This is a genomic window from Nocardia nova (genome assembly GCF_002933465.1).
In the GTDB taxonomy this organism is placed as follows: domain Bacteria; phylum Actinomycetota; class Actinomycetes; order Mycobacteriales; family Mycobacteriaceae; genus Nocardia; species Nocardia nova_B.
In genome coordinates this window covers 133,897-159,854 of sequence record NZ_PSZE01000014.1, presented here as the reverse complement: position 1 = coordinate 159,854, position 25,958 = coordinate 133,897, and the positions used below count along the sequence as shown (strand labels likewise).

General features: G+C 69.5%; 25 protein-coding genes. 18 read left to right on the top strand and 7 right to left on the bottom strand.

Annotated elements, in window-relative coordinates; all coding sequences use genetic code 11:
- The first annotated feature begins 893 nt into the window (after window positions 1–893).
- The 4 genes from C5E41_RS18590 (at window position 894) to C5E41_RS18575 (ending at window position 4,371) form a co-directional block, all read left to right on the top strand.
- Entirely contained in the window at window positions 894–2,042 is a 1,149-nt protein-coding gene (locus tag C5E41_RS18590) for an 8-amino-7-oxononanoate synthase (protein ID WP_104377053.1), read from the top strand.
- 32 nt (window positions 2,043–2,074) lie between these two features.
- Window positions 2,075–2,755: a dethiobiotin synthase gene (bioD, locus tag C5E41_RS18585; protein WP_030514668.1), complete on the top strand. Its 681-nt coding sequence runs from the start codon at window positions 2,075–2,077 to the stop codon at window positions 2,753–2,755.
- A gap of 58 nt (window positions 2,756–2,813) precedes the next feature.
- Window positions 2,814–3,152, top strand: a complete 339-nt coding sequence (locus C5E41_RS18580; protein ID WP_104377052.1) for an MmcQ/YjbR family DNA-binding protein — start codon at window positions 2,814–2,816, stop codon at window positions 3,150–3,152.
- A 73-nt stretch (window positions 3,153–3,225) separates the two neighbouring features.
- Window positions 3,226–4,371, top strand: coding sequence for an alpha/beta fold hydrolase (locus tag C5E41_RS18575; protein WP_104377082.1), 1,146 nt, complete (start codon window positions 3,226–3,228; stop codon window positions 4,369–4,371).
- A 10-nt stretch (window positions 4,372–4,381) separates the two neighbouring features.
- Here the strand turns inward: C5E41_RS18575 and C5E41_RS18570 are convergent, their stop codons facing one another.
- The 4 genes from C5E41_RS18570 to C5E41_RS18555 form a co-directional block, all read right to left on the bottom strand.
- Window positions 4,382–5,404: an ABC transporter substrate-binding protein gene (locus C5E41_RS18570; protein WP_104377081.1), complete on the bottom strand. Its 1,023-nt coding sequence runs from the start codon at window positions 5,402–5,404 to the stop codon at window positions 4,382–4,384.
- A 225-nt stretch (window positions 5,405–5,629) separates the two neighbouring features.
- On the bottom strand, window positions 5,630–6,457 hold the full coding sequence (locus C5E41_RS18565; RefSeq protein WP_258081055.1) for an ABC transporter ATP-binding protein: 828 nt from the start codon (window positions 6,455–6,457) through the stop codon (window positions 5,630–5,632).
- 32 nt (window positions 6,458–6,489) lie between these two features.
- Window positions 6,490–7,521, bottom strand: a complete 1,032-nt coding sequence (locus C5E41_RS18560) for a FecCD family ABC transporter permease (RefSeq protein WP_104377051.1) — start codon at window positions 7,519–7,521, stop codon at window positions 6,490–6,492.
- A 186-nt stretch (window positions 7,522–7,707) separates the two neighbouring features.
- Window positions 7,708–8,292: a TetR family transcriptional regulator gene (locus C5E41_RS18555; RefSeq protein WP_104377050.1), complete on the bottom strand. Its 585-nt coding sequence runs from the start codon at window positions 8,290–8,292 to the stop codon at window positions 7,708–7,710.
- A gap of 173 nt (window positions 8,293–8,465) precedes the next feature.
- Here C5E41_RS18555 and bioB point away from each other — a divergent pair, with 173 nt between their 5' ends.
- From bioB to C5E41_RS33940, 4 genes are all read left to right on the top strand, one after another.
- Window positions 8,466–9,479, top strand: a complete 1,014-nt coding sequence (gene bioB / locus C5E41_RS18550; RefSeq protein ID WP_030514661.1) for a biotin synthase BioB — start codon at window positions 8,466–8,468, stop codon at window positions 9,477–9,479.
- Window positions 9,480–9,562: 83 nt separating this feature from the next.
- Complete coding sequence (bsaP, locus tag C5E41_RS18545; protein WP_258081054.1) at window positions 9,563–9,787, top strand: biotin synthase auxiliary protein BsaP; 225 nt, start codon at window positions 9,563–9,565, stop codon at window positions 9,785–9,787.
- On the top strand, window positions 9,787–10,413 hold the full coding sequence (locus tag C5E41_RS18540; protein WP_104377048.1) for a DUF2567 domain-containing protein: 627 nt from the start codon (window positions 9,787–9,789) through the stop codon (window positions 10,411–10,413). The genes bsaP and C5E41_RS18540 overlap by 1 nt, the downstream gene beginning before the upstream one ends.
- A 143-nt stretch (window positions 10,414–10,556) precedes the next feature.
- Complete coding sequence (locus C5E41_RS33940) at window positions 10,557–10,733, top strand: hypothetical protein (RefSeq protein WP_181063295.1); 177 nt, start codon at window positions 10,557–10,559, stop codon at window positions 10,731–10,733.
- Between the two features lie 16 nt (window positions 10,734–10,749).
- On the opposite strand, the gene C5E41_RS18535 is transcribed toward C5E41_RS33940, so the two are convergent.
- Window positions 10,750–11,394, bottom strand: a complete 645-nt coding sequence (locus C5E41_RS18535; protein ID WP_104377047.1) for a DedA family protein — start codon at window positions 11,392–11,394, stop codon at window positions 10,750–10,752.
- 123 nt (window positions 11,395–11,517) lie between these two features.
- The gene (locus C5E41_RS18530) at window positions 11,518–12,294 is read right to left on the bottom strand and encodes an NUDIX hydrolase (protein WP_104377046.1); all 777 of its coding nucleotides are present in this window, start codon (window positions 12,292–12,294) and stop codon (window positions 11,518–11,520) included.
- A gap of 94 nt (window positions 12,295–12,388) precedes the next feature.
- Here C5E41_RS18530 and nadA point away from each other — a divergent pair, with 94 nt between their 5' ends.
- The 3 genes from nadA to nadC are packed head-to-tail and all read left to right on the top strand — an operon-like array spanning window position 12,389 to window position 16,105.
- A complete protein-coding gene (nadA, locus tag C5E41_RS18525; protein WP_104377045.1) occupies window positions 12,389–13,420 on the top strand; it encodes a quinolinate synthase NadA in 1,032 nt (343 codons plus the stop codon).
- Window positions 13,421–13,464: 44 nt separating this feature from the next.
- Window positions 13,465–15,210 carry an L-aspartate oxidase gene (locus C5E41_RS18520; RefSeq protein ID WP_104377079.1) on the top strand — a complete coding sequence of 582 codons (1,746 nt, stop codon included), beginning with the start codon at window positions 13,465–13,467 and terminating at the stop codon, window positions 15,208–15,210.
- A gap of 34 nt (window positions 15,211–15,244) precedes the next feature.
- A complete protein-coding gene (gene nadC, locus C5E41_RS18515) occupies window positions 15,245–16,105 on the top strand; it encodes a carboxylating nicotinate-nucleotide diphosphorylase (RefSeq protein WP_181063300.1) in 861 nt (286 codons plus the stop codon).
- A gap of 6 nt (window positions 16,106–16,111) precedes the next feature.
- Here nadC and C5E41_RS18510 read toward each other — a convergent pair whose 3' ends face one another.
- A complete protein-coding gene (locus C5E41_RS18510) occupies window positions 16,112–17,284 on the bottom strand; it encodes a winged helix DNA-binding domain-containing protein (protein ID WP_104377043.1) in 1,173 nt (390 codons plus the stop codon).
- A gap of 243 nt (window positions 17,285–17,527) precedes the next feature.
- On the opposite strand from C5E41_RS18510, the gene C5E41_RS18505 reads away from it, so the two are divergent.
- The 7 genes from C5E41_RS18505 (at window position 17,528) to hisH (ending at window position 25,955) form a co-directional block, all read left to right on the top strand.
- Entirely contained in the window at window positions 17,528–18,394 is an 867-nt protein-coding gene (locus C5E41_RS18505) for an arylamine N-acetyltransferase family protein (RefSeq protein ID WP_104377078.1), read from the top strand.
- A gap of 64 nt (window positions 18,395–18,458) precedes the next feature.
- Window positions 18,459–20,228: a penicillin-binding transpeptidase domain-containing protein gene (locus C5E41_RS18500; protein ID WP_181063293.1), complete on the top strand. Its 1,770-nt coding sequence runs from the start codon at window positions 18,459–18,461 to the stop codon at window positions 20,226–20,228.
- Between the two features lie 230 nt (window positions 20,229–20,458).
- Entirely contained in the window at window positions 20,459–22,024 is a 1,566-nt protein-coding gene (locus C5E41_RS18495) for a serine/threonine-protein kinase (RefSeq protein WP_104377042.1), read from the top strand.
- Between the two features lie 208 nt (window positions 22,025–22,232).
- Complete coding sequence (hisD, locus tag C5E41_RS18490) at window positions 22,233–23,570, top strand: histidinol dehydrogenase (protein ID WP_104377041.1); 1,338 nt, start codon at window positions 22,233–22,235, stop codon at window positions 23,568–23,570.
- A complete protein-coding gene (locus C5E41_RS18485) occupies window positions 23,567–24,700 on the top strand; it encodes a histidinol-phosphate transaminase (RefSeq protein WP_104377040.1) in 1,134 nt (377 codons plus the stop codon). The genes hisD and C5E41_RS18485 overlap by 4 nt, the downstream gene beginning before the upstream one ends.
- Window positions 24,697–25,329: an imidazoleglycerol-phosphate dehydratase HisB gene (gene hisB / locus C5E41_RS18480; protein ID WP_104377039.1), complete on the top strand. Its 633-nt coding sequence runs from the start codon at window positions 24,697–24,699 to the stop codon at window positions 25,327–25,329. Before C5E41_RS18485 ends, hisB begins: the two co-directional genes overlap by 4 nt.
- On the top strand, window positions 25,326–25,955 hold the full coding sequence (hisH, locus tag C5E41_RS18475) for an imidazole glycerol phosphate synthase subunit HisH (RefSeq protein WP_030514644.1): 630 nt from the start codon (window positions 25,326–25,328) through the stop codon (window positions 25,953–25,955). Before hisB ends, hisH begins: the two co-directional genes overlap by 4 nt.
- The last annotated feature ends 3 nt before the right edge of the window (window positions 25,956–25,958 follow it).

Sequence of the window (25,958 nt, the reverse complement as noted above, 5' to 3'; positions counted from 1 at the left end):
GAGATCTACACCTATTAAGTCGTCGGCAGCGTCAGATGTGTATAAGAGACAGGCCCCAGCGCGCGACGGGCGAACATGGCGGGCGGGGAGCGCGGGTTCTGTATGCCGGGGGAGCGGAGACCGCGGATCTCGTGATCGGGGCCGACGGCCTGCGCAGTGTCGTGCGTGCTGCGGTCTGTCCGCGCGCCCGCCCGCCCCGCTATGCCGGATACACCGCGTGGCGGATGGTCACCGCACCGCGGCCCGAGCTTCGCCAGGGTGGGCAGATATGGGGCAGCGGTGAAATCTTCGGCATCGTCCCGCTGTCCGACCATCGGGTGTACATGTTCGGCGCGGCGAACGCCGCCGAGGGTGAGCGCGGGGTCGACGGCGAATTCGCGGAAGTGCACCGGCGTTTCGGCGAGTGGCCGGATCCGGTTCCGCGGCTGCTGGCGGCGGTATCGCCGGAATCCGTGCTGCGCCACGACATCTACGAGCTTCCCGACCTGCCGACATTCGTCCGCGGTCCCCTCGCGCTGCTCGGCGACGCCGCGCACGCGATGACGCCGAATATGGGGCAGGGCGCCAATCTCGCCCTCGAGGATGCGGCCACCCTGGCCGCGCTGCTCGACGACCGTGGCGTCGACGACGCACTGCGCAGCTACGACTCGCTGCGCCGCCCGCGCACCCGCGCGCTCGCGCATCGCTCGCGGCGGATCGGGACGGTCGCGCAGTGGTCGTGGCCGCCCGCCGTCCGGGCTCGCGACACCGCGCTGCGGCTGATGCCCGGCTGGGCCATGCCGCGCGCCTTCGATCGGGCCCTCGGCTGGCAGCCGCCGCGCTGACCTGTGCGGGTGCCGTCGACGGCCCCCGCCGCAACCGTCCTGAACGGCGTTCAAGTATGCTTCCGAGCTGTGAACGAGGATCCCTTGAGCTGGTTGGACGAGCGTGCGGGTGACCGGGTGCGCGCCGGATTGCGGCGGCAGCTGCGGGCGCGACTGGCGCACAGCGATCTCATCGACCTCGCCTCCAACGATTACCTGGGTCTGTCGCGCCACCCCGAGGTGATCGCGGGCGCGGTCGAGGCGGTCCGGACCTGGGGCGCCGGCGCTACCGGATCACGGCTGGTCACCGGCACCACGGTCGCGCACGAGGAATTCGAGGCCGATCTGGCCGACTTCGTGGGGGCGCGGGCGGGCCTGGTCTTCGCCTCCGGCTACGCCGCCAACCTCGGCATCGTCACCGCATTGGCCGGGCGTGGCGCGCTGGTGGTCTCCGATGCCGGTAGCCACGCGTCCCTGGTCGACGCGTGCCGGCTCTCGCGGGCGCGGGTGGAGATCGCGCCGCATCGCGATGTCGAGGCGGTCGACCGGTTGCTGTCGCAGCGCACGGAGGACCGCGCGCTGGTGCTCACCGACTCGGTGTTCAGCGCCGACGGCGACCTCGCGCCGCTGGCCGACCTGCATCGGGTGGTCCGCGCGAACGGCGCGGTGCTGATCGTCGACGAGGCGCACGGCATCGGCGTGCGCGGCGACGGTGGCCGCGGTCTGGTGCAGGAGTGCGGCCTGGCCGGGCAACCGGATCTGATCGTGACCGCCACCTTGTCGAAAGCTCTTGCCGCGCAGGGCGGAATCGTGCTGTGCGACGAGCGGGTACGTGCCCACCTCATCGATACCGCGCGCACCTTCATCTTCGACACCGGATTGGCGCCCGCCGCGGTAGGCGCCGCGCATGCGGCCCTGCGGCTGCTGCGCAAGGAACCGGAGCTGGGCGTGCGGGTGCTCACCCGGGCCACCGATATCGCGCGCATCGCCGGTGTGCCGCAACCGGATTCGGCGGTCGTCTCGGTGGTGCTGGGGCAGGCGCAGGTCGCCTACGACGCCGCGCAGCAGTGCCGGGAGCGCGGTCTGAGCGTGGGTTGTTTCCGGCCGCCGTCGGTGCCGGAAGGGACCTCGCGGCTGCGGCTGACCGCGCGTGCCGACCTTACCGATGCCGAGATGGAGACCATCGCCACGGTGCTGGACGAGGTGCTGACCGCGGCGCGGGATCAGCAGGCCGCCTGAGAGTGATGCCAGGAACGGAGGAGCACGACGGTATGAGCAGGTTGATCGTCACGGGGACCTCGACCGATGTCGGGAAGACCGTCGTCACGGCCGCGCTGGCCGCGGCGGCGCGATCGGCCGGGCGCACGGTCGCGGTATGCAAACCCGCACAGACCGGCGTGGCTCCGGACGAACCCGGCGACCTCGCGGTGATCGAGCGGCTGTCGGGCGTGACCCGCACCCTCGAACTGGCCCGCTATCCCGAACCGCTGGCCCCCGACACCGCCGCCCGCCGCTGCGGGCAACCGTTGCTCACTCTCGGTGAAACGGTGGCCGGAATCGACTCGCTGGCCGATGCCGACCTCACGCTGATCGAGGGCGCGGGCGGATTGCTGGTTCGCGTCGGGGAGTTCACGCTGCTGGAACTGGCACAGAAACTGGACGCACCGGTGCTGGTGGTGGCGGCCGCGGGACTGGGCACCCTCAACCACAGCGAACTCACCACCCGAGCCCTCGCCGCCGCCGGCGTGCGCTGCGCGGGACTGGTGATCGGATCCTGGCCGAGCGCACCGGATCTCGCCTCCGAATGCAATCGCACCGACCTGCCGGAGGTCACCGGTGTCGAGGTCGTCGGGGTGATTCCCGAGGGCGCCGGACAGTGGCTGCCCGAGCGATTCGCCGACACCGCCTCCGGCTGGTTCCACGCGGACTGGATGCGCCGATACCTCGGCTGAGCCGCCCGCTCGCCGCGACACCCCGTTCGTGTCGGTGGGGCCTGGCAGGATGCGGGGCATGAGCGCAACCGGGGAGGATGCCCGCGACTATGCCCTGTCGCTGCCGGAGACGTCGGAGCAATTCACCTGGGGGATGCCCACTTTCCGGGTCGCGGGCAAGCTGTTTCTGACGCTGCCGGAGGCGGAGACCTCGATGGCGGTGCGCTGCCCGATCGTCGATCGCGACGAACTGGTCGTGGCCGAGCCCGCGAAATTCTGGATCGCCGCGCACGAGGCCGGTAACGCGTGGGTGCGCGCCCGGCTGGCGGCCCTGGACGACCGGGCCGAACTGGAGGCGATCATCTTCGATTCGTGGCGCCAGGCCGCACCCCGCCACCTTCTCGACGACCAGCGGTAATCGATATCGGGTATCGCCGCGCCGCGGCGCGGAACGGATGCGTCTGTCGCGAACGCCCTTACAGTGGGTGGGGATGTCCATGCGAGATCGGCACCCTTCCACGGTCGCGGATTACGACGATGCGCGACGGCGGGCCCGGCTGGCCGAAACCCGTGTGGGGCACCGCTGGCGGACGCTGGGGCGGACGCGGCGTGTGCTGCTGCGGGCGGCGCTGGTCCCGATCGTCGTACTGGTCGTTTTCGCGCAGTACTGGCATTACGACGTTTCCCCCGAGCAGGCACGGCTGGCGCGCACCGACCCCGCGGTGCTGCCCATCTCCGGCCCGGCCGCGGCGAGCGACCGCGATACCGCGGTGTTCGACCTCGTCGGCCTGGGTTCGCTCGATGCCTCCGATACCGCGCGCGCCCTGCCGTCACTGCGGCAACTGGGTTCGGTGTGGGCGGTGCGATACGACAACACCGGTATCGACACCAAGGTCATCAGCGATCTGATCATCCGCGTCACCGAGGCCGCCCGCATCCACAAGGTGGTGCTGGTCGGCCACAGCATGGGCGGGGTGATCGCCCTCGAGATCGCCAAACACATCCACACCCACAGCACCCGGACCCTGTCGGGGGTGATCCTGGACTGCACGCCGGTCAACCTGGCCGCGGTGCGGCCGGAAAGCCGCGACCAGGGCGAGGACCTGCTGCGCTGGTTCGGCTGGTTTCCGGGCGCGCGGGAGAGTCGAGGGCTGCGACTGCTGGCGGAAACCTATTCCCGGCGTGACCAATTCGTCGACTACGGCTCCAGTCCGCCCGGTATCCGGATGGCTTCGCTGCGCCGCACCGTCACCGATGTGCTGCGGCAGAAGATCTTCAACACCGCCGCCGCCAGCAACGGCCTCATCGAAGATCAGTTCAAGGCCATCGTCGCCAGCGGCGCGCTCGACGACCTGCGGGCGCTGGCGAAACCGGCGGCCGGCAAACCGCGCCCGGCCGTCGTCTTCATCCGCCCGCACAATCCGTACCGCGATTCCGTCGTGGACGACGAATACACCCATCGCGCACTGATCGACACCGTCGGCGGTGTCGACGGCACGCTCCTGGTGGTACTGACCCGCAGCACGGGGCACGCCGATCCGCGGCAGCATCCCCGCGAATACAACACGGTGATCGCGCAGCAGATCGTGCCGTTCATCGGGCTGGTGCACTCCGAGCAGACCATGGGCATGCCCTGAGCCGGTGGGTTCAGCGCACGGCGTCGTCGAAGGCCGGGCGAATTCCCGAGGGCGGCATCATGTTCCACCGCTCGAGGTGGGCCCGCACCTGCTCGGCGGCATCGATATTGAGCGGGCTCGACGTCCACAGCACATAGGGCAGATTGAGGAACCGCTGTTGTGTGACCGCGCGCAGCCGGTTGATTCCGGGTTTGGCGCGCAGCGCTTCCACCTTCTGGGCGAAGCTCTGCCCCGGATAGTCGACGAAGACGATGGCGTCCGGGTCGGCGGCGGCCAGGCGTTCCCACGACACCGTCGTCCACGTATCGGCCACATCGTCGAGTGCGTTGCGGGCACCCGCGGCCTCGAGTACGGCCTGGGGTCCGCCGAATCTGCCGCTGGAGAAGATGGTGTCGCTCGCGCTGTCGAAGACGAAGAGGGTCGGCGGTGTCGCGGCCCGAGGTGCGGTACGCAACCGCTCGAGGCGGGTATCGATGTCGGCGACGAGTGCGGTGGCCCGATCGGGACGGCCGGTGATCGCGCCCAGGTTCGACAGATCCGCGCGCAGCGCCGCCCACGGCTCGACGGTGCCGCGCTGTCGCTGACCGGCGTGCGGTCGGCAGCTCTCGGTGAGGATGTAGGGCGCGATACCGTGGGCGCGCAGCGTATCCGGGGTGAGGTCGGTGGCCTCGCTGTAGCCGTAGTTCCAGCCCGCCACCATCACATCGGGGCGGTGGGCGAGCACCGTCTCCCGCGACGGTGAGGTCGGCGCGACATTGTTCAGGCGATCGACCACGTCACCGTAGTGGCGGCGCAGGGTCGCGACGTCTTGTTGCAGACCGGCCACCGCGGCGACCGAATCCTGTGCGCCCAACGCCAGCGTCATCGCGACCATATTGGTGTCGTTGACGAACATCCGCTGTGCCGGAGCCGGAAAGCGTGCCTGTTCACCGCAATTGGTGAGGGTCAGGTTGCCGTCCGAGGGATGCGCGGGGCCGCACGCCACCACGGACGCGACGGTCGAGCCGACGGCGAGCCAACGCAGAAATTGCATATCGTCCACCTCCAACGGTTTCCGGGACTACAGCTACCGGGTTCGCGGCGGACACCGGCAAGTTCGTGAAGGGTGGACGGCCGGCATCGGCGCCGCCGTTGGCGGACGGCGGTGAGCCGGGCGGTGCCGGAATCACGATGGCCGACGTCCGCGAGCGGCGGGTGGCCCGGACCGGCGCGAGGCGGCGGTGCGGTCGACTCGGGTCACCGCGGCGATGCCGGTACCTCATTCCGCAGCCTCCGAATGCGGTTCCAGCAGAAGATGTGTCCTGCCTGTCTCCGGATGCCGCACGCGCGCCGCCCGCACACCGAAGACGGTGGCGAGGACCTCGGCGCTCAACGCCTCCCGGGGTGGACGCAGCTCCGAAGTGGATCCGTCGTGCACGACCAGAACCCGGTCGCAGTAACGGTCGGCCAAGGTCAGATCGTGCAGGGCGACCACGACGGTGCGGCCCAGTCCGCGAACCAGATCCAGCAGCGCGAGCCGGTGGGTGATGTCCAGGTGATTGGTCGGCTCGTCGAGCAACAGCAGCGGACTCGCCTGCGCCAGCGCCCGGGCCAGCAGCACCCGCTGCCGCTCACCGCCGGACATCCGCCGCACCGGGCGCTCGGCGAAGTCGTCGAGATCGACCGCCGCCAAGGCGTCGCCGACCGCGCGGCGCTCGGCCGGACTGCCGGCGCCCCACGGCGGCAGATACGGCGTGCGCCCCAAGGCGACCACCTCACCGGCGCACAGATCCGCCGGCGGCTGGTCGTCCTGTCCCACCATGGCGACCAGTCGAGCGCGCCGTCGCGGCGACATCGCGTGCAGCGCCTCGCCGTTCACCAGGACCCGGCCCTGGCGTGGGCGCAGCAGTCCGCCCAGCGTGCGCAGCAGCGTGGATTTCCCGGCGCCGTTCGGCCCGACGATGCCGACCACTTCGCCGGGCTCGACGCCGAAATCGACGGCTGTCAGCACGTCCCGGTGGCGGGGCCCGCATGCCAGTTGCCGGACCCGGAGAACAGCGGCCGCGGACTCCGCCACCTTCGCAGCGGGCAGTAGCGTTCCGTCCACAGGTTCGGGCTCGCGGGACCGGTGACGACGGTTCACGCGGCACCGAACCGGTAATGCCGGCGCCCCATCAGCAGCAGGAATACCGGCGCGCCGATCAGCCCGGTGAGCACGCCGACCGGAATTTCGGTGGGCCGCACCAGGACTCGTGCCGCCGCGTCGGCCACGACCAGGAACAGCGCACCGCACAGCGCGGCGACCGGCAGTAATCGCCGATGGGTGGAGCCCACCAATATCCGCGCCGCATGCGGCACCACCAAACCCACGAAACCGATCCCGCCGGACACCGCCACCAGGACGCCGACCAGAATCGCCAGTCCGGCGAACAGCCCGTAGCGCACGGCCCGCACCGGCACTCCCACCGACGCGGCGGTATCGGCGCCCACGCTCAACGCGTCGAGCCAGCCGTGCACGGCGAGCAGCGCTGCGCCGGCGACCGCGACCACCGTGGCGGGCACCGCGATTCGGGTCCAATCCGCTCCGGCCAGGCTGCCGAGTAACCAGAACAGCACCGACTGCGCGGCCTTCGGATCGGCGCTGCGGAAGATGAGATAGCTGCTCAGCGCCGAAAACGCCGATCCCAGCACCGTTCCGGTCAAGACAAGACGCAGCGGTGTCAATCCGCCCTGCGCCATCGCGATCGCGAAAACCGTTGCCGCCGCGATCAAGGCGCCGACGAGCGCGCCGCCCGACAGCGCCCAGATCCCCGCCCCGGCGAACAGCCCCGACGTGATCACGGCCGCGGCGCCCACCCCCGCCCCCGAGGACACGCCCAGCAGATACGGGTCGGCCAGGGGATTGCGCACCAATGTCTGCATCGCGGCCCCGGCGAGCGCCAGTCCCGCACCGACCACGGCGGCCAGTATCGTACGCGGCACCCGCAACTGCCACACGATGGTGTCGAAGGCGGAATCGACCGCACCGGCACCGCCCAAATGTCCGCCCAGCACCTCGACCACCGCTCGAATCGGAAGTGGTTCGGCACCGCACGCGGTCGCCACGACCATGGCGACGAGCAGCGACGCCAGGGTCACGGGGACGACGATCGTTGTCCGGGCGCGGTTCATCGCCGGAACTCCACAGGCATCACGCGACCTTTTCAGAGCAGTGCCCGGCGACCGAGGTCTGACTCCCGCACCGGTCCGCATCTCAGCGTCCGCCGCGGTCACAGTGGCGCGACCGTCCCGGATTCCCACCGGATTCCCGCGCCGCCGGGGATGACGGTCCCGAATACTACCGTCCGGATTGTCCGGCTAGCGCACTCGGTTCCCGAGGAGATGCAGTACCCCGCCCACGAACAGCTGCAATCCGAAGTCGAACCGCTCGGTGGCCGAGGTGTTCTCGTAGAGCGGGGAATCCTCCTCCGCCAGTGCGCCCGCGGAATCCATCTGCATCCGAGACTGTTCGTCCACCGTCTCGCCGAGTACGTAGTACAGCAGCGTGTAGGCGGCCAGATCGGCCTCCTCGCGCGTCATGCCGCCGCGAATCATCGCACTGGCCAAGCGTTCCCGGCCCTTGCTAGTGGTCAGCCGGGAAGCGTAGGTGGCCGAGACCACCTCCGCGCCGTCGCGATACGCCAGCAGGCACGAACGCAGCCGATGTGCCAGTTCGGTGATCTGGCCCGGCCAGTCCTCGGCGGCGACGGGTTCGTCCATCGGGGTGAGGATGCGGTCGGCGACCGCGCCGAGCAGCGCCTGTTTGTTCGGGAAATGCCAGTACAGCGCCCCCGGCTGCACGTGCAGAGCGGTGGCGAGGCGGCGCATGGTCAGATCGGCGAGCCCGTACTGATCGAGGATGGCGATGGCGCCGTCAATCACATCCGCCCGATGTAGCTGCACTTCTACCCCTCGCATGTTTTGACTCGCTGACCCCGTTACCCTAGCCTGAACACCGTTCAAGTTGCACGGCATGGACGCGCAGGCCCGGAAGCGGCAGCCCGCGTAACCACGGAGGGTCCAGTCCATGTCGCGATGGGCACGGCCGCACCCGGCCGGGAGAAGGGATTCGTGCTGTGACGCAGGCACCCGTGAAGACCGACATTCTGGCCACCGCGCGTGAGCAGGTGCTCGAACGTGGCGTCGGACTGACTCAGGAGCAGACCCTCGAGGTGCTGCGTCTGGGCGACGACCAGCTCGAGGCGCTGCTGGAGCTCGCGCACGAGGTACGCATGAAGTGGTGCGGCCCCGAGGTCGAGGTCGAGGGCATCATCTCACTCAAGACCGGCGGCTGCCCCGAGGACTGCCACTTCTGCTCGCAGTCGGGCCTGTTCCAATCGCCGGTGCGGGCCGCCTGGCTCGACATCCCGAGCCTGGTCGAGGCCGCGAAGCAGACCGCCAAGACCGGCGCCACCGAATTCTGCATCGTCGCCGCCGTGCGCGGGCCGGACGAGCGGCTGATGGCGCAGGTCGCCGCCGGCGTCGAGGCCATTCGCAACGAGGTCGACATCCAGGTCGCCTGCTCGCTGGGCATGCTCAACCAGGAACAGGTCGATCAGCTCGCCGCCATGGGCGTGCACCGCTACAACCACAACCTCGAGACCTCCCGCTCGCACTTCCCGAACGTGGTCACCACCCACACCTGGGAGGAGCGCTGGGACACCCTGCGCATGGTGCGTGAGGCCGGTATGGAGGTGTGCTGCGGCGGCATCCTCGGTATGGGCGAAACCCTCGAGCAGCGGGCCGAATTCGCTGCCAATCTGGCCGAATTGGAGCCCGACGAGGTTCCGTTGAATTTCCTCAACCCGCGCCCGGGCACCCCCTTCGGTGACCTCGAGGTGCTGCCCGCGGCCGACGCGCTGCGCGCCGTCGCCGCGTTCCGGCTCGCGCTGCCGCGCACCATCCTGCGCTTCGCCGGCGGCCGCGAGATCACCCTGGGCGACCTCGGCGCCAAGCAGGGCATCCTGGGCGGGATCAACGCCGTCATCGTCGGCAACTACCTGACCACGCTCGGCCGTCCGGCCGAGGCGGACCTGGACCTGCTCACCGATCTGAAGATGCCGATCAAGGCGCTCAACGAGACCCTCTGAGCGCCCGCGGCCGCGGCGGTTCGGGTATTGTCGAGCAGCTGGAGAGCTGCACTTCATAAGGGGTTTCGCGAATGGTGGTCCAGATGCCACAGCCTGATATGCAAGAGCGCTACAACCCGTACACCGGGAAGCGGATCGTCGTGGGTCTCGACGATCCGGTGCCGGCGGCCGCGGCCCTGGGCCTGGAACCGCCGCGCTACTGCGAGCAATGCGGCCGCCGGATGATCGTGCAGGTGAGTCCGGACGGCTGGTGGGCGAAATGCTCCCGGCACGGGGTGATCGATTCCCACAGCCTGGACCATCGCTGATGACCTTCCGCGGCGCCGCCGCAGCCTCTCCCGCACCGCGCGAGCTGCGCGCGGCGCTGGGAATCGTCGCGGCGGTGCTGGTGGTCAGCATCATCGGGGGCGGAGTGTGGGCCATGCTCGCCCCGACCGAGAAGGTTTTCGTCGTCGAACCGGGTAGCGGTATGGCGCTCACCGGTGAAAGCGCGCACCGCTTCGACGCGGTCGCGATCTTCGCCTGCGTCAGCTTCGTGGCCGGCTTGCTCAGCGCCGCCGCGGTGTGGCGCTGGCGCGCGATGCGGGGGCCGATCATGCTGGTGAGTCTGTTGATCGGTTCGCTGGCCGGGGCCTGGGTGATGTCGTGGTTCGGCGAACAGGTCGCGCGCTGGATCCACCCCCGCTCACACAACCCGCCCGTGCACACCGTCGTGGAGCTCGCGCCCACCGTCGAAGGCTGGACGGCTCTTCTGCTGCAACCGCTGATCGCCGGACTGGTCATTCTCCTGCTGTCGGCGCTGAGCACCGCCGAGGACCTCGGGAGCGGCCGCGGCGAAACGTCGGAACCCGCACGGCGCACGCCACTCTCCGAGGTGACCTACGGGCCCTACCATCGCCCCGGGTCCTATCAGAACGCCGATTCGCAGCGCTGAACCGCGCCGACGGCGTTGTGCCACCGGCCGATTCCGTGGTGTGAGTGACCTCTATCGCAGCCCGGATCGCCGATTATTCGATGGCGATCCGGGCTCGCGGTCGTTACTGTTGCGCCGGATCAGCCAGGAGGGGAGGTGTAGGAATGGCAGGAATGAAGGCGCGATTCGGAAGTGGTTGCGCAGCAACCGGGGCACAGGAGCGGCCCGATCTCGCCGCATGGCGGCGTCGGCACGAACTTCGCCGATCCGCTGCGGCGCGGCCGGTGGTGAACAAGCGCGGCTATCGGCGCACGGTCAAGCATCGGGATCGGCAGTGGTGAGCCGGCGGTAGGGGAGTCACCGTCCGTCGTGGGTGGCGTGGTATTCGGACTCGATCTTCTTATCCTGACGTCGTTCGCGCAGCTTCCACACGATCAAGGAGACGACGACGATCACCACGACCGCGATCGCCATATCGCGGCCGACGGTTTTCGCCACCTTCTCGTAGGAATTGCCGGCGACGTAGCCGAGGACCACGAAGGTCGTTCCCCAGATGATGCCGCCGGAGGCGTTGAACGACAGGAACCTCGGGTAGGGCATGCGGGAGGCACCCACCAGGGCCGGCATCACCGCGCGGAAGAAGGCGGTGAAGCGGCCGAGGAAGACCGCCCAGCCGCCGCGGCGAGCGAGGAAATCCTGAGCGTTGTCCAGGCGGCCGCGGTGCTTGTCCAGATAGGAGGTGGCGAGCAGACGGCTGCCGAAATGTTTGCCCACCTCGTACCCCACCGAGTCGCCGATGATCGCGGCGGCCACCACCAGCAGGATCATCACCCACAGCAGGACCTGCCCCTGGCTGGCCGCGACGCCGCCGAGGACGGCCGCTGTCTCGCCCGGAATCACGAAGCCGACGAAGATCGCGTCCTCGGCGAAGACGAGCAGGCCCACCGTCAGGTAGATCCACACCGGCGCGATATCGAGAATCCGGTGCATCAGCGATTCCATACCGCCGACGCTACCGTGCGCGGACCGCAGGCATCCGGCAGCGGTCGGGGCACACCGTTCGCAGCGCCCCTGCTGCCCGCGCGCCGACGACGTGCGGCGAGCTCGCACAGCCGCGGAGGCCGCTCACCCCGGGGGCCGCAACGCCGCGAATTCGTCGGTGACCCGAATCTCGTCGTCGGTGAACCGATAGACCGCCGCGGGCCGCCCGCCCGACTTACCCGGCGCGGCGGTCTCCCCGGTCGGTGTAATCACTTTGCGGCGGCTCAACACTCGCTGCAGATTCGTGGTGTCGACGTCGTAACCGAGTGCGGTGCAATAGATTTCACGCAGCGTCGACATGGTGAACGTCGAAGGCGCCAGGGCGAAGGCGATATTGGTGTACGACAGCTTCGCCGCCAGCCGGTTGCGGGCGTGGTGGACGACGGTGCCGTGGTCGAACGACATGTTCGGCAGCGCGGAAACCGGATGCCAGCGGGTGTCGGCGGGTAGTTGCGGATCCGCGGTCAGCGGCACCAGACCCAGGTAGGCCGAGGCGATGCGGCGCACTCCGGGCACGCGATGCGGATCACTGAAGACCGACAGCTGCTCGATGTGCCACAGCTCACGCACGTCGACCTTCTCGGCCAGTTGACGGCGAGCGGAGGTGTCGAGATCCTCGTCGTCGCGCAGCCGGCCGCCGGGCAGCGACCAGGTGCCGGTCTGCGGTTCCATCGCCCGCTGCCACAGCAGCACCCCGAGTTCGGTGCGCAGCCCGTGATTGCAGCGCGGACTCTGCGGATCCACCGGTTCGCTCGCAATTACCGAGCGATCACCCCCGGGACCTGCGGTGACGGTGTCCATGAAGCGACGAACCTGGAACACCGCGGTGAGCGATTCGTGAATGGTGCTACTATGGGCCACGTTTTCGATTGTAAGTCGAAAACCGGGTTGAAGCTAATCGGCCCGGGGTGATGCGGCCGGTGAGGGTGCCGGGCGCATGAGGAAGGAGCATGCCATGGCGTCAACGACGCAGGCATTCGCAGCGCAGGTCGTCGACGGTCCGGCCGGTTACGGCGGAGTCGAGGCCACACCGGAATGGGCGGCCGAGATCAAGCGACTCGCGCGCGAGCGCAACGCCACCATCCTGGCGCACAACTACGAACTACCGGAGATCCAGGATGTCGCCGATCACGTCGGCGATTCCCTCGCACTGTCGCGGATCGCCGCCGACGTCCCCGAGGACACCATCGTGTTCTGCGGTGTGCACTTCATGGCCGAGACCGCGAAGATCCTGAGCCCGGACAAGACCGTGCTGATTCCGGATCAGCGCGCCGGATGCTCGCTGGCCGACTCCATCACCGCCGACGAGCTGCGCGCGTGGAAGGCCGAGCATCCCGGCGCCGTGGTGGTGTCGTACGTGAACACCACCGCCGCGGTGAAGGCGCTCACCGACATCTGCTGCACCTCGTCCAACGCCGTCGACGTGGTCGCGTCGATCGACCCCGGCCGCGAGGTGCTGTTCCTGCCCGACCAGTTTCTCGGCGCGCACGTCAAGCGCGTCACCGGTCGCGAGAACATGCACATCTGGGCCGGTGAATGTCACGTGCACGCGGGGATCAACGGCGATGAGCTCACCGAACAGGCCCGCACCCATCCCGATGCGGAACTGTTCGTGCACCCCGAATGCGGGTGTGCCACGTCGGCTCTCTACCTCGCCGGCGAGGGTGCCTTCCCGGCCGAGCGGGTGCACATCCTGTCCACCGGCGGCATGATCGACGCCGCCAAGAACGCGCAATCGAAGCAGGTGCTGGTCGCGACCGAGGTCGGCATGCTGCATCAGCTGCGCAAGGCCGCGCCGGACATCGACTTCCAGGCGGTCAACGATCGCGCCGCCTGCAAGTACATGAAGATGATCACCCCCGCGGCGCTGTGGCGATGCCTGACCGACAATGTCGACGAGGTGCACGTCGATCCGGAAACAGCCGCGCTGGCCCGTAAGTCGGTGCAGCGCATGATCGCCATCGGCAATCCCGGCGGCGGCGAATAGCACCGGCACCCGCCTCCGGGCGGGCCGGAAAGGTTCGATCGATGATGATGACGCCTTCGATCGGCTGGGAAGCCGAAGCTGATCTGGTGGTGATCGGTGGCGGTGTCGCGGGTTTGACCGCGGCCCGCACCGCCTCGCTGCGGGGGTTGCGGGTCCTGACCCTGAGCAAGGGCGGCCCGACGGATACGTCCACGCAATACGCACAGGGTGGGATCGCGGTCGTCGCGCCGGACGGCGACACCGTCGACTCGCACGTCGCCGACACCGTCGACGCCGGGGCGGGACTGTGCGATGCACAGGCGGTGCGCTCCATCGTGGCGGGCGGCCGGGATGCCATCGCGGCGCTGACCGACCTGGGCGCGGTCTTCGATCTCGGCCGCGACGGCCAGGTGTCGCGCACCCGCGAGGGCGGGCACAGCACGCGCCGTATCATCCACGCCGGTGGTGACGCCACCGGCGCCGAGGTGCAGCGCGCGCTGAATGCCGCCGGCCTGCCGGTGCTGTTCGGCACCGCGGCGCTCGACCTCGTCACCGGGCCCGCCGGTGTGCGCGGTGTGATCGTGGTGTCGGACCAGGGTTTCGGCGTGGTGCACACCCCGGCCGTCCTGCTGGCCACCGGTGGCCTCGGCCAGCTCTACGCCTGCAGCACCAATCCGCCCGGGGCCACGGCAGACGGCATCGCGCTGGCGCTGCGAGCCGGTGCGCTGGTCGCCGATCTGGAATTCGTGCAATTCCACCCCACCGTGCTGTTCAGTCCCGGCGGGCTGGGCAGGCGGCCGCTGATCAGCGAGGCGGTGCGCGGCGAGGGCGCGGTGCTGGTCGACTCGGACGGTGATTCCGTGACCGCCGGTGTCGATCCGCGGGGCGATCTAGCGCCGCGCGATATCGTCTCCAAAGCCATCGCCGCCCGGATGCGACAGCTCGGCACCGATCACGTATATCTCGACGCCCGCGCGATCGACGGTTTCGCACAACGATTTCCGACGATCACGACCTCGTGCCGCGCCGCGGGCCTGGATCCGCGCAGCGACCTGATCCCGGTCGCGCCGGCCGCGCATTTCCAGTGCGGCGGGGTCGTCACCGATACGCACGGGCGCACCGCCGTCCCCGGCCTGTACGCGGCCGGCGAGGTGGCGCGCACCGGTCTGCACGGCGCCAACCGGCTGGCATCGAACAGCCTGCTCGAGGGCCTGGTCGTCGGCGAGCGGGTGGGGGCCGCCGCGGCCGAGCGGGTCGCCGCCGCTGCGGAGGTGACCGCGGTGCCGGAGATGACGTTGCCGCGCATCGATCGCTCCGCCCTCCAGCAGTTGATGTCGGCACACGCCGGCGTGGTGCGCGACGGTGACGGACTGCGTGGGGCGATGCTGCGTGTCCTGCATCTGCGCGGGGGCGGATCCGCGAAATCCGAGACCACGGATGCTATGGAAGGCGCTGCGGCACAACGGTTTCCCGACGCGGTGCCGTCCGATTCCGCGGCCGGCGGCAGCGGATGCGAGCCCGCGGCGCCGGAAACGGCCACGCCGCACGCGGTGTCGCGACTCCACGGCGAGCAGGCCGGCGTGCTGGCCGCGGTGGAGGACGCCGCCCTGACCCTGACCGCACGGACCCTGCTCCTGGCGGCCACCGCCCGCGCCGAAAGCCGCGGCTGCCATACCCGATCCGATTACCCCGATCCGCGCGAGGAGTTGCGACGCAGCGTCGCGATCCGGCTCGGCGCCGACGGCCGACCGCAGGTGGTCGCCGATCCGCTCCCCGTCGCGGACCCGCTACCGGCGGTGAGCACTCGATGACCGCCGCCACGCACCACCTGCTGAGGAGTAGATGATGGCACTGGACCCGCGACTCGACCCCGGGGAACTGCGCACCCTGATCCGCACCGCCCTCGACGAGGATCTGCGCTACGGGCCCGACATCACCTCGGCCGCAACGGTTCCCGCCGAGGCGACCGTCAAGGCCGCGATGGTCTCGAGGCAGCTGGGCACGGTGGCCGGCATCGATGTCGGGCTGCTGGTACTCGACGAGGTGATCGGCGCCGGGAATTACGAGGTGACCGATCGCGTCGCCGACGGTACCCGGGTCGGTCCCGGCGACGCGGTGCTGACCGTCGTCGCGCCGACCCGCCAGCTGCTGACCGCCGAACGCACCATGCTCAACCTGGTCACGCACATGTCCGGAATCGCCACCGCCACCGCCGCCTGGGTGGACGCGGTCGAGGGCACCGACTGCCGCATCCGCGACAGCCGCAAAACCCTGCCGGGACTGCGTGCGCTGCAGAAGTATGCGGTGCGCGTCGGCGGTGGCGTCAACCACCGGATGGGCCTCGGCGACGCCGCCCTGATCAAGGACAACCACGTCGTGGCCGCCGGATCGGTGGTCGCCGCGCTGCGTGCGGTGCGCGAACTGGATCCCGATATCGAATGTGAGGTCGAGGTCGACAGCCTCGACCAGCTCGACGCCGTCCTCGCCGAGGATGTGGAACTGGTGCTGCTGGACAACTTCCCGCTGTGGGCCACCCAGGCCGCCGTCCAGCGCCGCAACAGCCGCTCGCCGCGCACGAAACTCGAATCCTCCGGCGGGCTCTCCCTCGAGTCCGCCGCCGACTACGCGCGCACCGGCGTCGACTACCTGGCGGTCGGCGCCCTCACCCATTCGGTGCGGGTGCTGGACCTCGGCCTGGATATGTGAGGCGGATCAGCTGGTGAGTTCGCGCTCCAGCGGAGTCCGGAAGCGGGGGACGGCGCGCACGTCGCCGTACCAGGCGGCGGTGCGCTCGACCTCGGCATCGATCAGCGCCTTCGCGTCGGCGCCGACGTCTTCCATCAGCCGCCATGCGATCTCACCGTCGGCGCGCTGAGCCCAGCCCCCGACGATGCGGCCGTCCACCCAGATGCTCGGGCCGATATTGCCATTGGTGTCGAACAGGGCCGGGGCGTGCGGGCCGAGGAACCAGTCGCGCGACTGCCAGCCCATCGGAGTCGGGTCCAGGGCCGGCAGTAGCGCCGCCCACGGTTCGGTCTCGGGTTCGGGATCCGTATCGTCGGACAGGATCACTCCGGGCCTGCCGTCGAGGTCGACTTCCGTGAGGTCGAGACTCGAAAGCGTTTTGCGCACATCCGTTTTCGTCCACCCGGTCCACCAGGTCAGATCGTCGACGGGAGCCGGTCCGAAGGTGCGCAGCCAGCGGCGTGCCAGTTCGGCGCGCGCCGCGTCCAGTGCGATCGGCACGGAATCGGCGGGTAGCCACGCCTCCCGCGGCGCCCAGGTGTACTGGCTGCTGGTCCAGCCGCCGTTGGGACGGCCGCGCACGATCAACCCGTCGCAGCCGAGGATGACCAGCACCCAAGTGGTGATGTTGGTGGGTTTCGAATACGGCTTGCCAGGTGCGGTGTCGACCTGGGTGCGCAGCCGGGGCACGGCGGCCGACAGTTGCGCGCCGGTGGCACTGCCTCGGGCCAGCAGTTCGCGATGGGTCTCCTCGGCCACGTCGGCCAGCCAGGCATCGATATCGCCCTCGACGGCCTGGGCCAGATACTTCCCGTAGGTCCGGCGCTGCTTCACCGCGAGCGCGTCGGCCACCGCGGCCTGCAGGACGGGAACCAGGCCGACCGGCACGACGAACATGGTCCGGCGCATCGCCAGCAGCCGTAGCAGCGACCGATCGTCGTAGAGGGCGCGCTCCACGTCCCCGGGAGTCAGGTCCCGAGTGCGGGCGCAGACCGAGAGGTATACCGTCGCGGGATCGGTAGCGTGCAGGGCGACCATCGAATCGGCGATATCAGCGGGATTGGTACCTCGGGATTCGTAGGCGAGGCGATGGCGGCGCGCGAGCCGCGCACGTCGCTGAGCGACCGTGATCGAACGCATGGTCGAATCCTAACCTGCCTGTCCGTCACGAATGGGTTGACCGAGAAACTGCTGAGCCCGGACGGGATCGGGCCGGCAAGCCCGCGGGGGCAGCTGCCTCGAGGCCGGGTAGCGGCGGTGGTGGGAAGGATGGGAGGCGCGCGGTGGTTGATCATCGGAGTGAACGACGGCGACGCCCGGGCCGTTACCTGTCCCAGGAGTGGCCGTGCGACATCCGCCCGCGAGATCACACAGGAGAAGGTCATGACGGAACCTCCGGCCCCGGTCGCGAACTGGGACGGTGCGGCACTGGATCTGCCGGCGTATCTGGCCCGCATCGGCTTCACCGGAGAGCCGGCGCCGACCCTGGACACCCTGCGCGCCCTGCAGTACGCGCACACCACCACCATCCCGTTCGAGAACATCGAGCCGGTGTTGAAACGTCCAGTGCTGCTGGATCTTCCGTCGCTACAGGACAAGATCGTCCGATCGCGCCGCGGCGGCTACTGCTACGAGAACGTGGGCCTGTTCGCCGCCGCGCTGGAACGGATCGGCTTCGGCGTCACCGGTTTACACGGGCGCGTGAGTATGGGTGCGCGCGGTGAGATCCGCCCGGCGACGCACGCGCTGCTGCGCGTGACCACCGCCGACGACGAGCGGGTCTGGCTGTGCGATGTCGGTTTCGGTTCCGGGCCGCTGGCCCCGCTCGAGCTGAATCCGGATGCGGCGGAGGTGCGCGCCGGCGACTGGCGATTCCGGCTGGAACGCGCACGCGGCGAACTCGATTCGCAACTGTGGGTGCTGCACCACTTCGCCCGCGACGGCTGGATCGACCGCTACAGCTTCACCATGAATCCGCAGTACCGCATCGATTACGCGGTCGGCAATCACTTCGTCTCCACGTCCGCGCGCTCGCCGTTCGTGACCCGGCCGTATGTGCAGCGGTTCCGGCCGGACCGGCACGACATCGTCGACAACACCACCTGGATCACCGAATATCCGGACGGCACCTCGCACAGCCGCGATCTGCCGCCGGCCGATCTGCCGAAGATCCTGGCGGCCGAATTCGATATCGAACTCGTGGACGAGGACGCGGCGACACTGGCGGCGGGGGACTGGCTGCGCCGCTGACCGGTGGCCCGCGCGAGGCGGCGATTACCGCACCACGGCGGCGCGCGACGGTAGTCTCGGCCGCGTGCGCACCGGATCGAAGTTGTTCGCCCTGCTCGCCGCCCCGATTCTCGCTGCCGCCGCCTGTTCCGGAGACAGTTCCGCCGACCGGCTCGACCGCAGCGTGCACACCTTCGTCGAGGCGTTGAACCACGGCGACCCGGCCGCCGCGGCCGCCGTGACAAGCGATCCGGCGCAGGCCACGGCCACCCTCGGCGCACTCTTCGACAGCCTCGGCAAGAAGGTGCGCGTCGACGTGCACTCGGTGGACCGGTCCGACCACCACGCGATGTTCAGCCTCGCCACCACCTGGACTTTCGGCACGGCGGGAAATCAGTGGACCTACACCACCACCGGTGCCGCCGACGAATCCGGCGACGAGTGGAAGGTCAGGTGGAATCCGGCCACCGTGGCGCCCGGCCTCGAGACCGGGCCGCTGTCCTACGACACCGTGGCCCCGCAACCGGCCGCGCGCGTGCTCGACCGCGACGGTGCGGAATTGATGACCCAGCAGGTCGTCACCCTGGTGCAGCTGACGCCCGGCGCCGACCCGAATGCCGTTGCGGCCGTACTGGGACCGATCGATCCGAGCATCACCGCGGCGAGCCTGCGCGAGGACATGGACAGGGCCCAGGGCAAACCCGTCACCGCGATCGCGTTGCGGGCCGGTGATCTCGCCCCGGTGCAGGACCGACTCGCCGCGCTGCCGAACGTCACGCTGGCACCGCAGACCCGGCTGCTCACCGTCGACAAGACACTGACCTCACCGGCCCTGTCCGGCGTGAGCGACCTGTGGCAGCACAGTACCGATGCCGCGGCCGGCTGGGCCGTGCGCGCGCAGGCCGCCGCCGGCGCCCACACCGTGGGCGGCCAGGACCCGAAACCCGTCGCCGACATCAGGACCACGCTCGACAACGGAATGCTGCGCCGTGCCGAGGCCGCGCTCGCGCCGATCCCGACTCCGGCCGCGATGGTGGTGCTGCGACCGTCCACGGGTGACGTTCTGGCCGTGGGGCAGAACGCGGCCGCCGACGCGCAGGGGCCGATCGCGCTGACCGGCCTGTACCCACCGGGTTCGACCTTCAAGACGGTCACCGTGTCGGCCGCGTTGCAGGCCGGGCAGGTCACCGCCGACACCATGGTCGCCTGCCCCGGCACCGAGAACATCGAAGGCCGGCAGATCCCCAACGACAACAACTTCGACCTCGGCACTGTCGCCTTGCACACCGCTTTCGCGCGGTCCTGCAACACCACCATGCGACGGCTCGCGGTGAACCTGCCGCCCGATGGGCTGACCCGCGCGGCCGCGCAGCTCGGACTCGGCGTGGATTTCACCGCTCCCGGTATGACCACGGTGACCGGAAAGGTGCCTACCGCAGACACTTCCGCGCTGCGAGTCGAGGAGGGCATCGGCCAGGGCCGGGTGACCGCGTCGCCGTTCGGCATGGCGTTGGTCGCCGCGACCGTCGCCCGCGGTTCGGTGCCGGCGCCCACCATCGTGGCGGGCTCGCCGGGGACAGCGGATCGGACGCCGCAGCCTGTGCCCGCGCCGGTGCTCGATCAGGTGAAATCCATGATGCGCGAGACGATTACGAACGGCACGGCCACCAGTCTCGCCGACATTCCCGGCATGCTCGGCAAGACGGGCACGGCCGAATACATCGATGACACCCACGCGCACGGCTGGTTTGTCGGCATCGACGGCGATCTGGCACTGGCGGTGTTCGTCGGCGATGCCGGCAGCTCGACGCCGGCGGTCGAAGCGGCCGGACGTTTCCTGCGGAATCAGCAGTAGCACGCCGTGTGAGTAAGTGAAGTTCGTCACAGATACACCCGCTGTATAGCGGAGTGATCTCGACCGCATCGCACGGTGGTCACACATATTCGGCACAGATCTCGCTCCGGCGTCAAAGCGGCCCGTCACGCCCGCTACACTCGTCCGGGAACACGCGCGGGACCTGACCCCGCGCGCGGTAAGTCACGGATCGCGGAGAAACTCGGAGTAGTGCCATCGAAACCGGCCAAGTGATCGCAGGGCATTACCGCCTGGTCGAGCGGATTGGTAGCGGCGGCACAGGCGTCGTCTGGCGTGCCGTCGACGAACGACTCGAACGGTCGGTGGCGATCAAGCAGATCCTCACCCAGCCCAGTCTGCCGCCGGGTGAGAAAGAGATCGTGCGTCAGCGCGCGTCTCGGGAGGCCCGCAACGCGGCACGCTTCCAACACCCCAACGCGATCGTGGTCTTCGATATCACCGACCACGAGGGCGATCCCTGCCTGATCATGGAGTATCTGCCGTCGCAGAGCCTGGCCGTGGTGCTGTCCTCGCAGGGGACGCTGCCGCTGCCGCAGGTCGCACGCATCGGCGAGCAGATCGCCTCGGCGCTGGTGGCCGCCCATCGCGCCGGCATCGTGCACCGAGACATCAAGCCCGGCAACGTATTGCTCGGCGACAACGGCACCGTGAAGATCACCGACTTCGGTATCTCGAAGGCCAAGGGTGATGTCACCCTCACCGCCACCGGCCTGATCTCCGGCACCGCCGCCTATCTGGCCCCCGAGGTCGCCCGCGGTGCGGAACCCAGCCCGGCCGCCGATGTATTCGCCCTGGGCGCAACGCTTTTCCATGCCCTCGAGGGCGAACCGCCCTACGGCACCAATCCGAACCCCCTGGCGCTGCTGTACGCCGCGGCCAACGGTCAGCTGAGCCAGCCGCGCAACGCCGGCCCGCTCACCGATCTACTGCTGGATCTGCTGAGCTTCGAGCCGGAGGACCGGCCGAGCATGACCGACGTGCGCGATCAGCTGGCCGATTTCGCGGATCGGGCCGTCGACGCCGAATCGACCCGGATGCTGGCCACCCACCGCGGCGGTGGTCGCCGGCAGGCCACCCGCACACTGGATCGCCGTGCGGCACAGGCGGATATCTCCACCGCCGAGATGATGGCGACGCGGGCGGCGCTCTCCGAGCCGGAGATGCAGCCGGTGCGGCCCGCCGCGGCCGCCGCGCATCCGACCCGCTCCAATCCGGTGCCCGCCACCGAACCCGCACCGACCCGCAATGCGAAGCCGTGGGTCTTCGCCGGTGGTTTCGCCGCCGGTCTGGTGATCGTCGCCGCGGCGCTGTATCTGATGTTCGGCGGCGCCAAGACGGAATCGCCGGGCTCGCAGGCGAATTCGCCATCGGCGACCGCCACCGCGCAGCCGGGTCCCTCGACGCAGAGCGTCGCGGCCGTGGGACAGACCAAGAGCGCCGGGAAGACCGACGTCGGCTCGGCGGCCGGTGTCATTCAGAACTTCTACGACGCCCTCGTCGACCAGAACTCCGGCACCGCGTGGAATCTGCTCACTCCCGCGGCGCAGCAGGTGTACGGCAGCCAGCAGGCGTTCGCGACCTACTGGAAGCAGAACCAGATCACGGCGTACAACACCATCGAAGGCGCACGCGGCGGCGGCAGCAGCGCCAATTCCGACGGCTCGGTGGATATGTCGGTCGCCAGCATCACCTACGGCGGTCAGTCCAAGTCGATCGAACTCCGCGTCGTGGTGGGTGGCAGCGGGAAGCTGCTGATCGACAGCGATACGCACTGATTCGGCCGCACGCGGTGTCTCCGCCCACGGGCAGACGCTGAACACCGACCGTGTCAGCGGTATCGCCCGGCGGCCGAATGAGTCGCCGTGGCCGGGCGGCGGATATCGACTGGCGCCGACCCGATAGGCTGGGAGGCGGTCCGGAGCTTTCGCTTCGATGTGATGACCAGCACAGACCCGGCCGGACAGACAAGGATTTCACACCGCTATGACTAGCCGCATCGAGCTCGCCCGCGTGGATCTGCGCGGACGTACGCCCTCCGCTGCCGAACTGCGCGCGGCCCTGCCGCGTGGGGGAGTGGACGTGGACTCGGTGCTGCATCATGTGCGGCCGGTGGTGCAGGCGATCCGTGATCGTGGCGTCGAGGCGGCGCAGGAGTTCAGCGCGAAATTCGACGGCATCGCCCCGGTGAGCGTGCGCGTCCCGGCCGCTGAACTCGACAAGGCCCTCGCCGAGCTGGATCCGGCCGTGCGCGCGGCGCTCGAGGTGGCCATCGAACGCACCCGCACGGTGCACGCCGACCAGCGCCGCACCGACACCACCACCGAGGTGGTGCCCGGCGGTACCGTCACCGAACGCTGGGTGCCGGTCGAGCGGGTCGGGCTCTACGTGCCCGGCGGCAATGCCGTCTACCCGTCCAGTGTCGTCATGAACGTCGTCCCCGCGCAGGCCGCGGGCGTGGATTCGCTGGTGGTGGCCTCGCCGCCGCAGGCGCAGTTCGGCGGACTGCCGCATCCGACGATTCTCGCCGCGGCGAAACTGCTCGGCGTCGAGGAGGTGTGGGCCGTCGGCGGCGCCCAGGCGGTCGCGTTGCTGTCCTACGGCGGCACCGACACCGACGGCGCGCAGCTCGCGCCCGTCGACATGATCACCGGTCCGGGCAACATCTACGTCACCGCCGCCAAGCGGCTGTGCCGCGGCTTGGTCGGCATCGACGCCGAAGCCGGCCCGACCGAGATCGCGATTCTGGCCGACGCCACCGCCGATCCGGCGCACGTGGCCGCCGATCTGATCTCCCAGGCCGAACACGATGTGCTGGCCGCCAGCGTGCTCGTCACCGACAGCGCGGCGCTGGCCGATGCGGTCGACGCCGCGATCACGACCCAGCTCGCGGTGGTCAAGCACCGGCAGCGGGTGTCGGAGGCGTTGTCCGGCAAGCAGTCCGGCGTCGTGCTCGTCGACGATGTCGAGCAGGGGCTGCGGGTGGTCAACGCCTACGCCGCCGAACACCTCGAGATCCAGACCGCGGACGCGGCCGCGGTCGCCGGACGGGTCCGGAGCGCGGGTGCGGTGTTCGTCGGCGCGTGGTCGCCGGTGAGCCTCGGCGACTACTGCGCCGGCTCGAATCATGTCCTGCCCACCGCCGGTTGCGCGCGCCACTCCTCGGGACTGAGCGTGCAGACTTTCCTGCGCGGCATCCACGTCGTCGAATACAGCGAGGCCGCGCTGAAAGACGTTGCCGGACATGTGGTCTCCCTGGCCAATGCGGAGGACCTGCCTGCCCACGGCCAGGCTGTGCAGGTTCGTTTCGAGGCCCTGTCATGACCGCGACCGCCGATATCCCGGGCGCCGCGGCGACCCTCGACGATCTGCCGCTGCGCGAGAACCTGCGTGGCAAGAGCCCCTACGGCGCACCGCAACTGGCGGTGCCGGTACAGCTGAACACCAACGAGAATCCGCATCCGCCGAGCCGCGTGCTGATCGACGACGTGGCCGAATCCATTCGCGCCGCCGCCGCCGACCTGCACCGCTACCCCGATCGCGACGCGGTCGCGCTGCGCACCGACCTGGCCGTGTATCTGACCCGTCAGACCGGCGTCACCGTGCAGACGGCGAACGTATGGGCGGCCAACGGATCCAACGAGATTCTGCAGCAGCTGCTGCAGGCTTTCGGCGGGCCCGGCCGCAGCGCACTGGGCTTCGTGCCCTCGTATTCGATGCACCCGATCATCTCCGAGGGCATCGACACCGAGTGGATCGAGGCCAAGCGCAACAGCGACTTCTCCCTCGACATCGACTACGCGGCCGCGGTGATCGCCGGCCGCCGCCCCGATGTGGTGTTCGTGACCAGCCCGAACAACCCGACCGGGCATTCGATCGCCCTCGCCGATCTGGAGCGTCTGCTCGCGGCGGCGCCGGGCATCGTGGTGGTCGACGAGGCGTACGGCGAGTTCTCCGCGGCGCCCAGTGCGCTCGCGCTCATCGACCGGTATCCGGCGAAGCTGGTGGTCAGCCGCACCATGAGCAAGGCCTTCGCCTTCGCCGGTGGGCGGCTCGGCTATCTGGTCGCCGCGCCCGCGGTGATCGAGGCGATGTTGCTCGTGCGGCTGCCGTATCACCTGTCGGTGGTCACCCAGGCCGCCGCCCGCGCCGCGCTGCGCCACGCCGACGAAACCCTGGCCAGTGTCGCCGAACTCGCCGCGCAGCGGGAACGGGTGGCGAAGGCGTTGCGCGAGATGGGGTTCGAGGTGGTGACCTCCGATGCGAATTTCCTGCTGTTCGGGTACTTCGCCGACGCGCCCCGCACCTGGCAGCGTTACCTGAACGAGGGCGTGCTGATCCGTGACGTCGGCATTCCCGGCTATCTGCGCACCACGATCGGACTGGCCGCCGAGAACGACGAATTCCTGCGAGTGAGCGAGATGCTGGTGCCCACCGAGGTGATCTCCCGATGAGTACGGAAGCCAGTATGGATCGAACCGCCCGGGTGGAACGGACCACTCGCGAATCCAGCATCGTGGTCGAGTTGAATCTCGACGGCACCGGCCGGACCGACATCTCCACCGGCGTCCCGTTCTACGACCACATGCTCACCGCCTTCGGCCAGCACGGCAGCTTCGATCTGACAGTGCAGGCCAAGGGCGATATCGAGATCGAGGCGCATCACACCGTCGAGGACACCGCGATCGTCATCGGACAGGCGCTCGGCGAGGCGCTGGGCGACAAGAAGGGCATCCGCCGCTTCGGCGACTGCTACATCCCGATGGACGAAACCCTCGCCCACGCCGTCGTCGACGTGTCCGGCCGCCCGTACTGCGTACACGACGGCGAGCCGGAGCGGCTGCTGCACACCGTGATTCCCAGCGCCGGTCCCGGTGCGTCGTATTCCACGGTGCTGAACCGGCACGTCTTCGAATCGATGGCCCTCAACGCCCGGATCGCACTGCACGTGCGCGTGCTGTACGGCCGCGACCAGCACCACATCACCGAGGCCGAATTCAAGGCTGTCGCACGGGCTTTGCGTGCCGCGGTCGAACCGGACCCCCGGGTCACCGGTGTGCCGTCGACGAAGGGAACGCTGTGAAATCGGTTGTGCTGCTCGACTACGGCTCCGGCAATCTGCATTCGGCGGCGCGCGCGCTGGCCCGCACCGGCGCGGAGGTCACCGTCACCGCCGATCCGCAGGCCGCGCTCGACGCCGACGGTCTGGTCGTGCCCGGTGTCGGCGCCTTCGCCGCGTGTATGGCCGGACTGACGCAGGTGCGCGGGGAGCGGATCATCGGTACCCGCCTCGCCGGCGGCCGTCCGGTGCTCGGCATCTGCGTGGGCATGCAGATCATGTTCGAGCGCGGCGTCGAGTTCGGGGTCGAGTCCGAGGGCTGCGGGCAGTGGCCGGGCACGGTGGAACGGCTTCCGGCGCAGGTACTTCCGCATATGGGCTGGAACACCGTGCAGGCTCCCGCCGACAGTGTGCTGTTCGCCGGGATGGATCCCGAGACGCGCTTCTATTTCGTGCACTCCTATGCCGCGCAGAAGTGGGAATGGGACGACAACGGCACCATCGCGCCGGCGAAGCTGATCTGGGCCGAACACGGCGGGCCGTTCCTCGCCGCGGTGGAGAACGGGCCGCTGTGCGCCACCCAGTTCCACCCGGAGAAGTCCGGTGACGCGGGTGCGCAGCTGCTGCGCAACTGGGTCGGCTCGCTGTAGGGG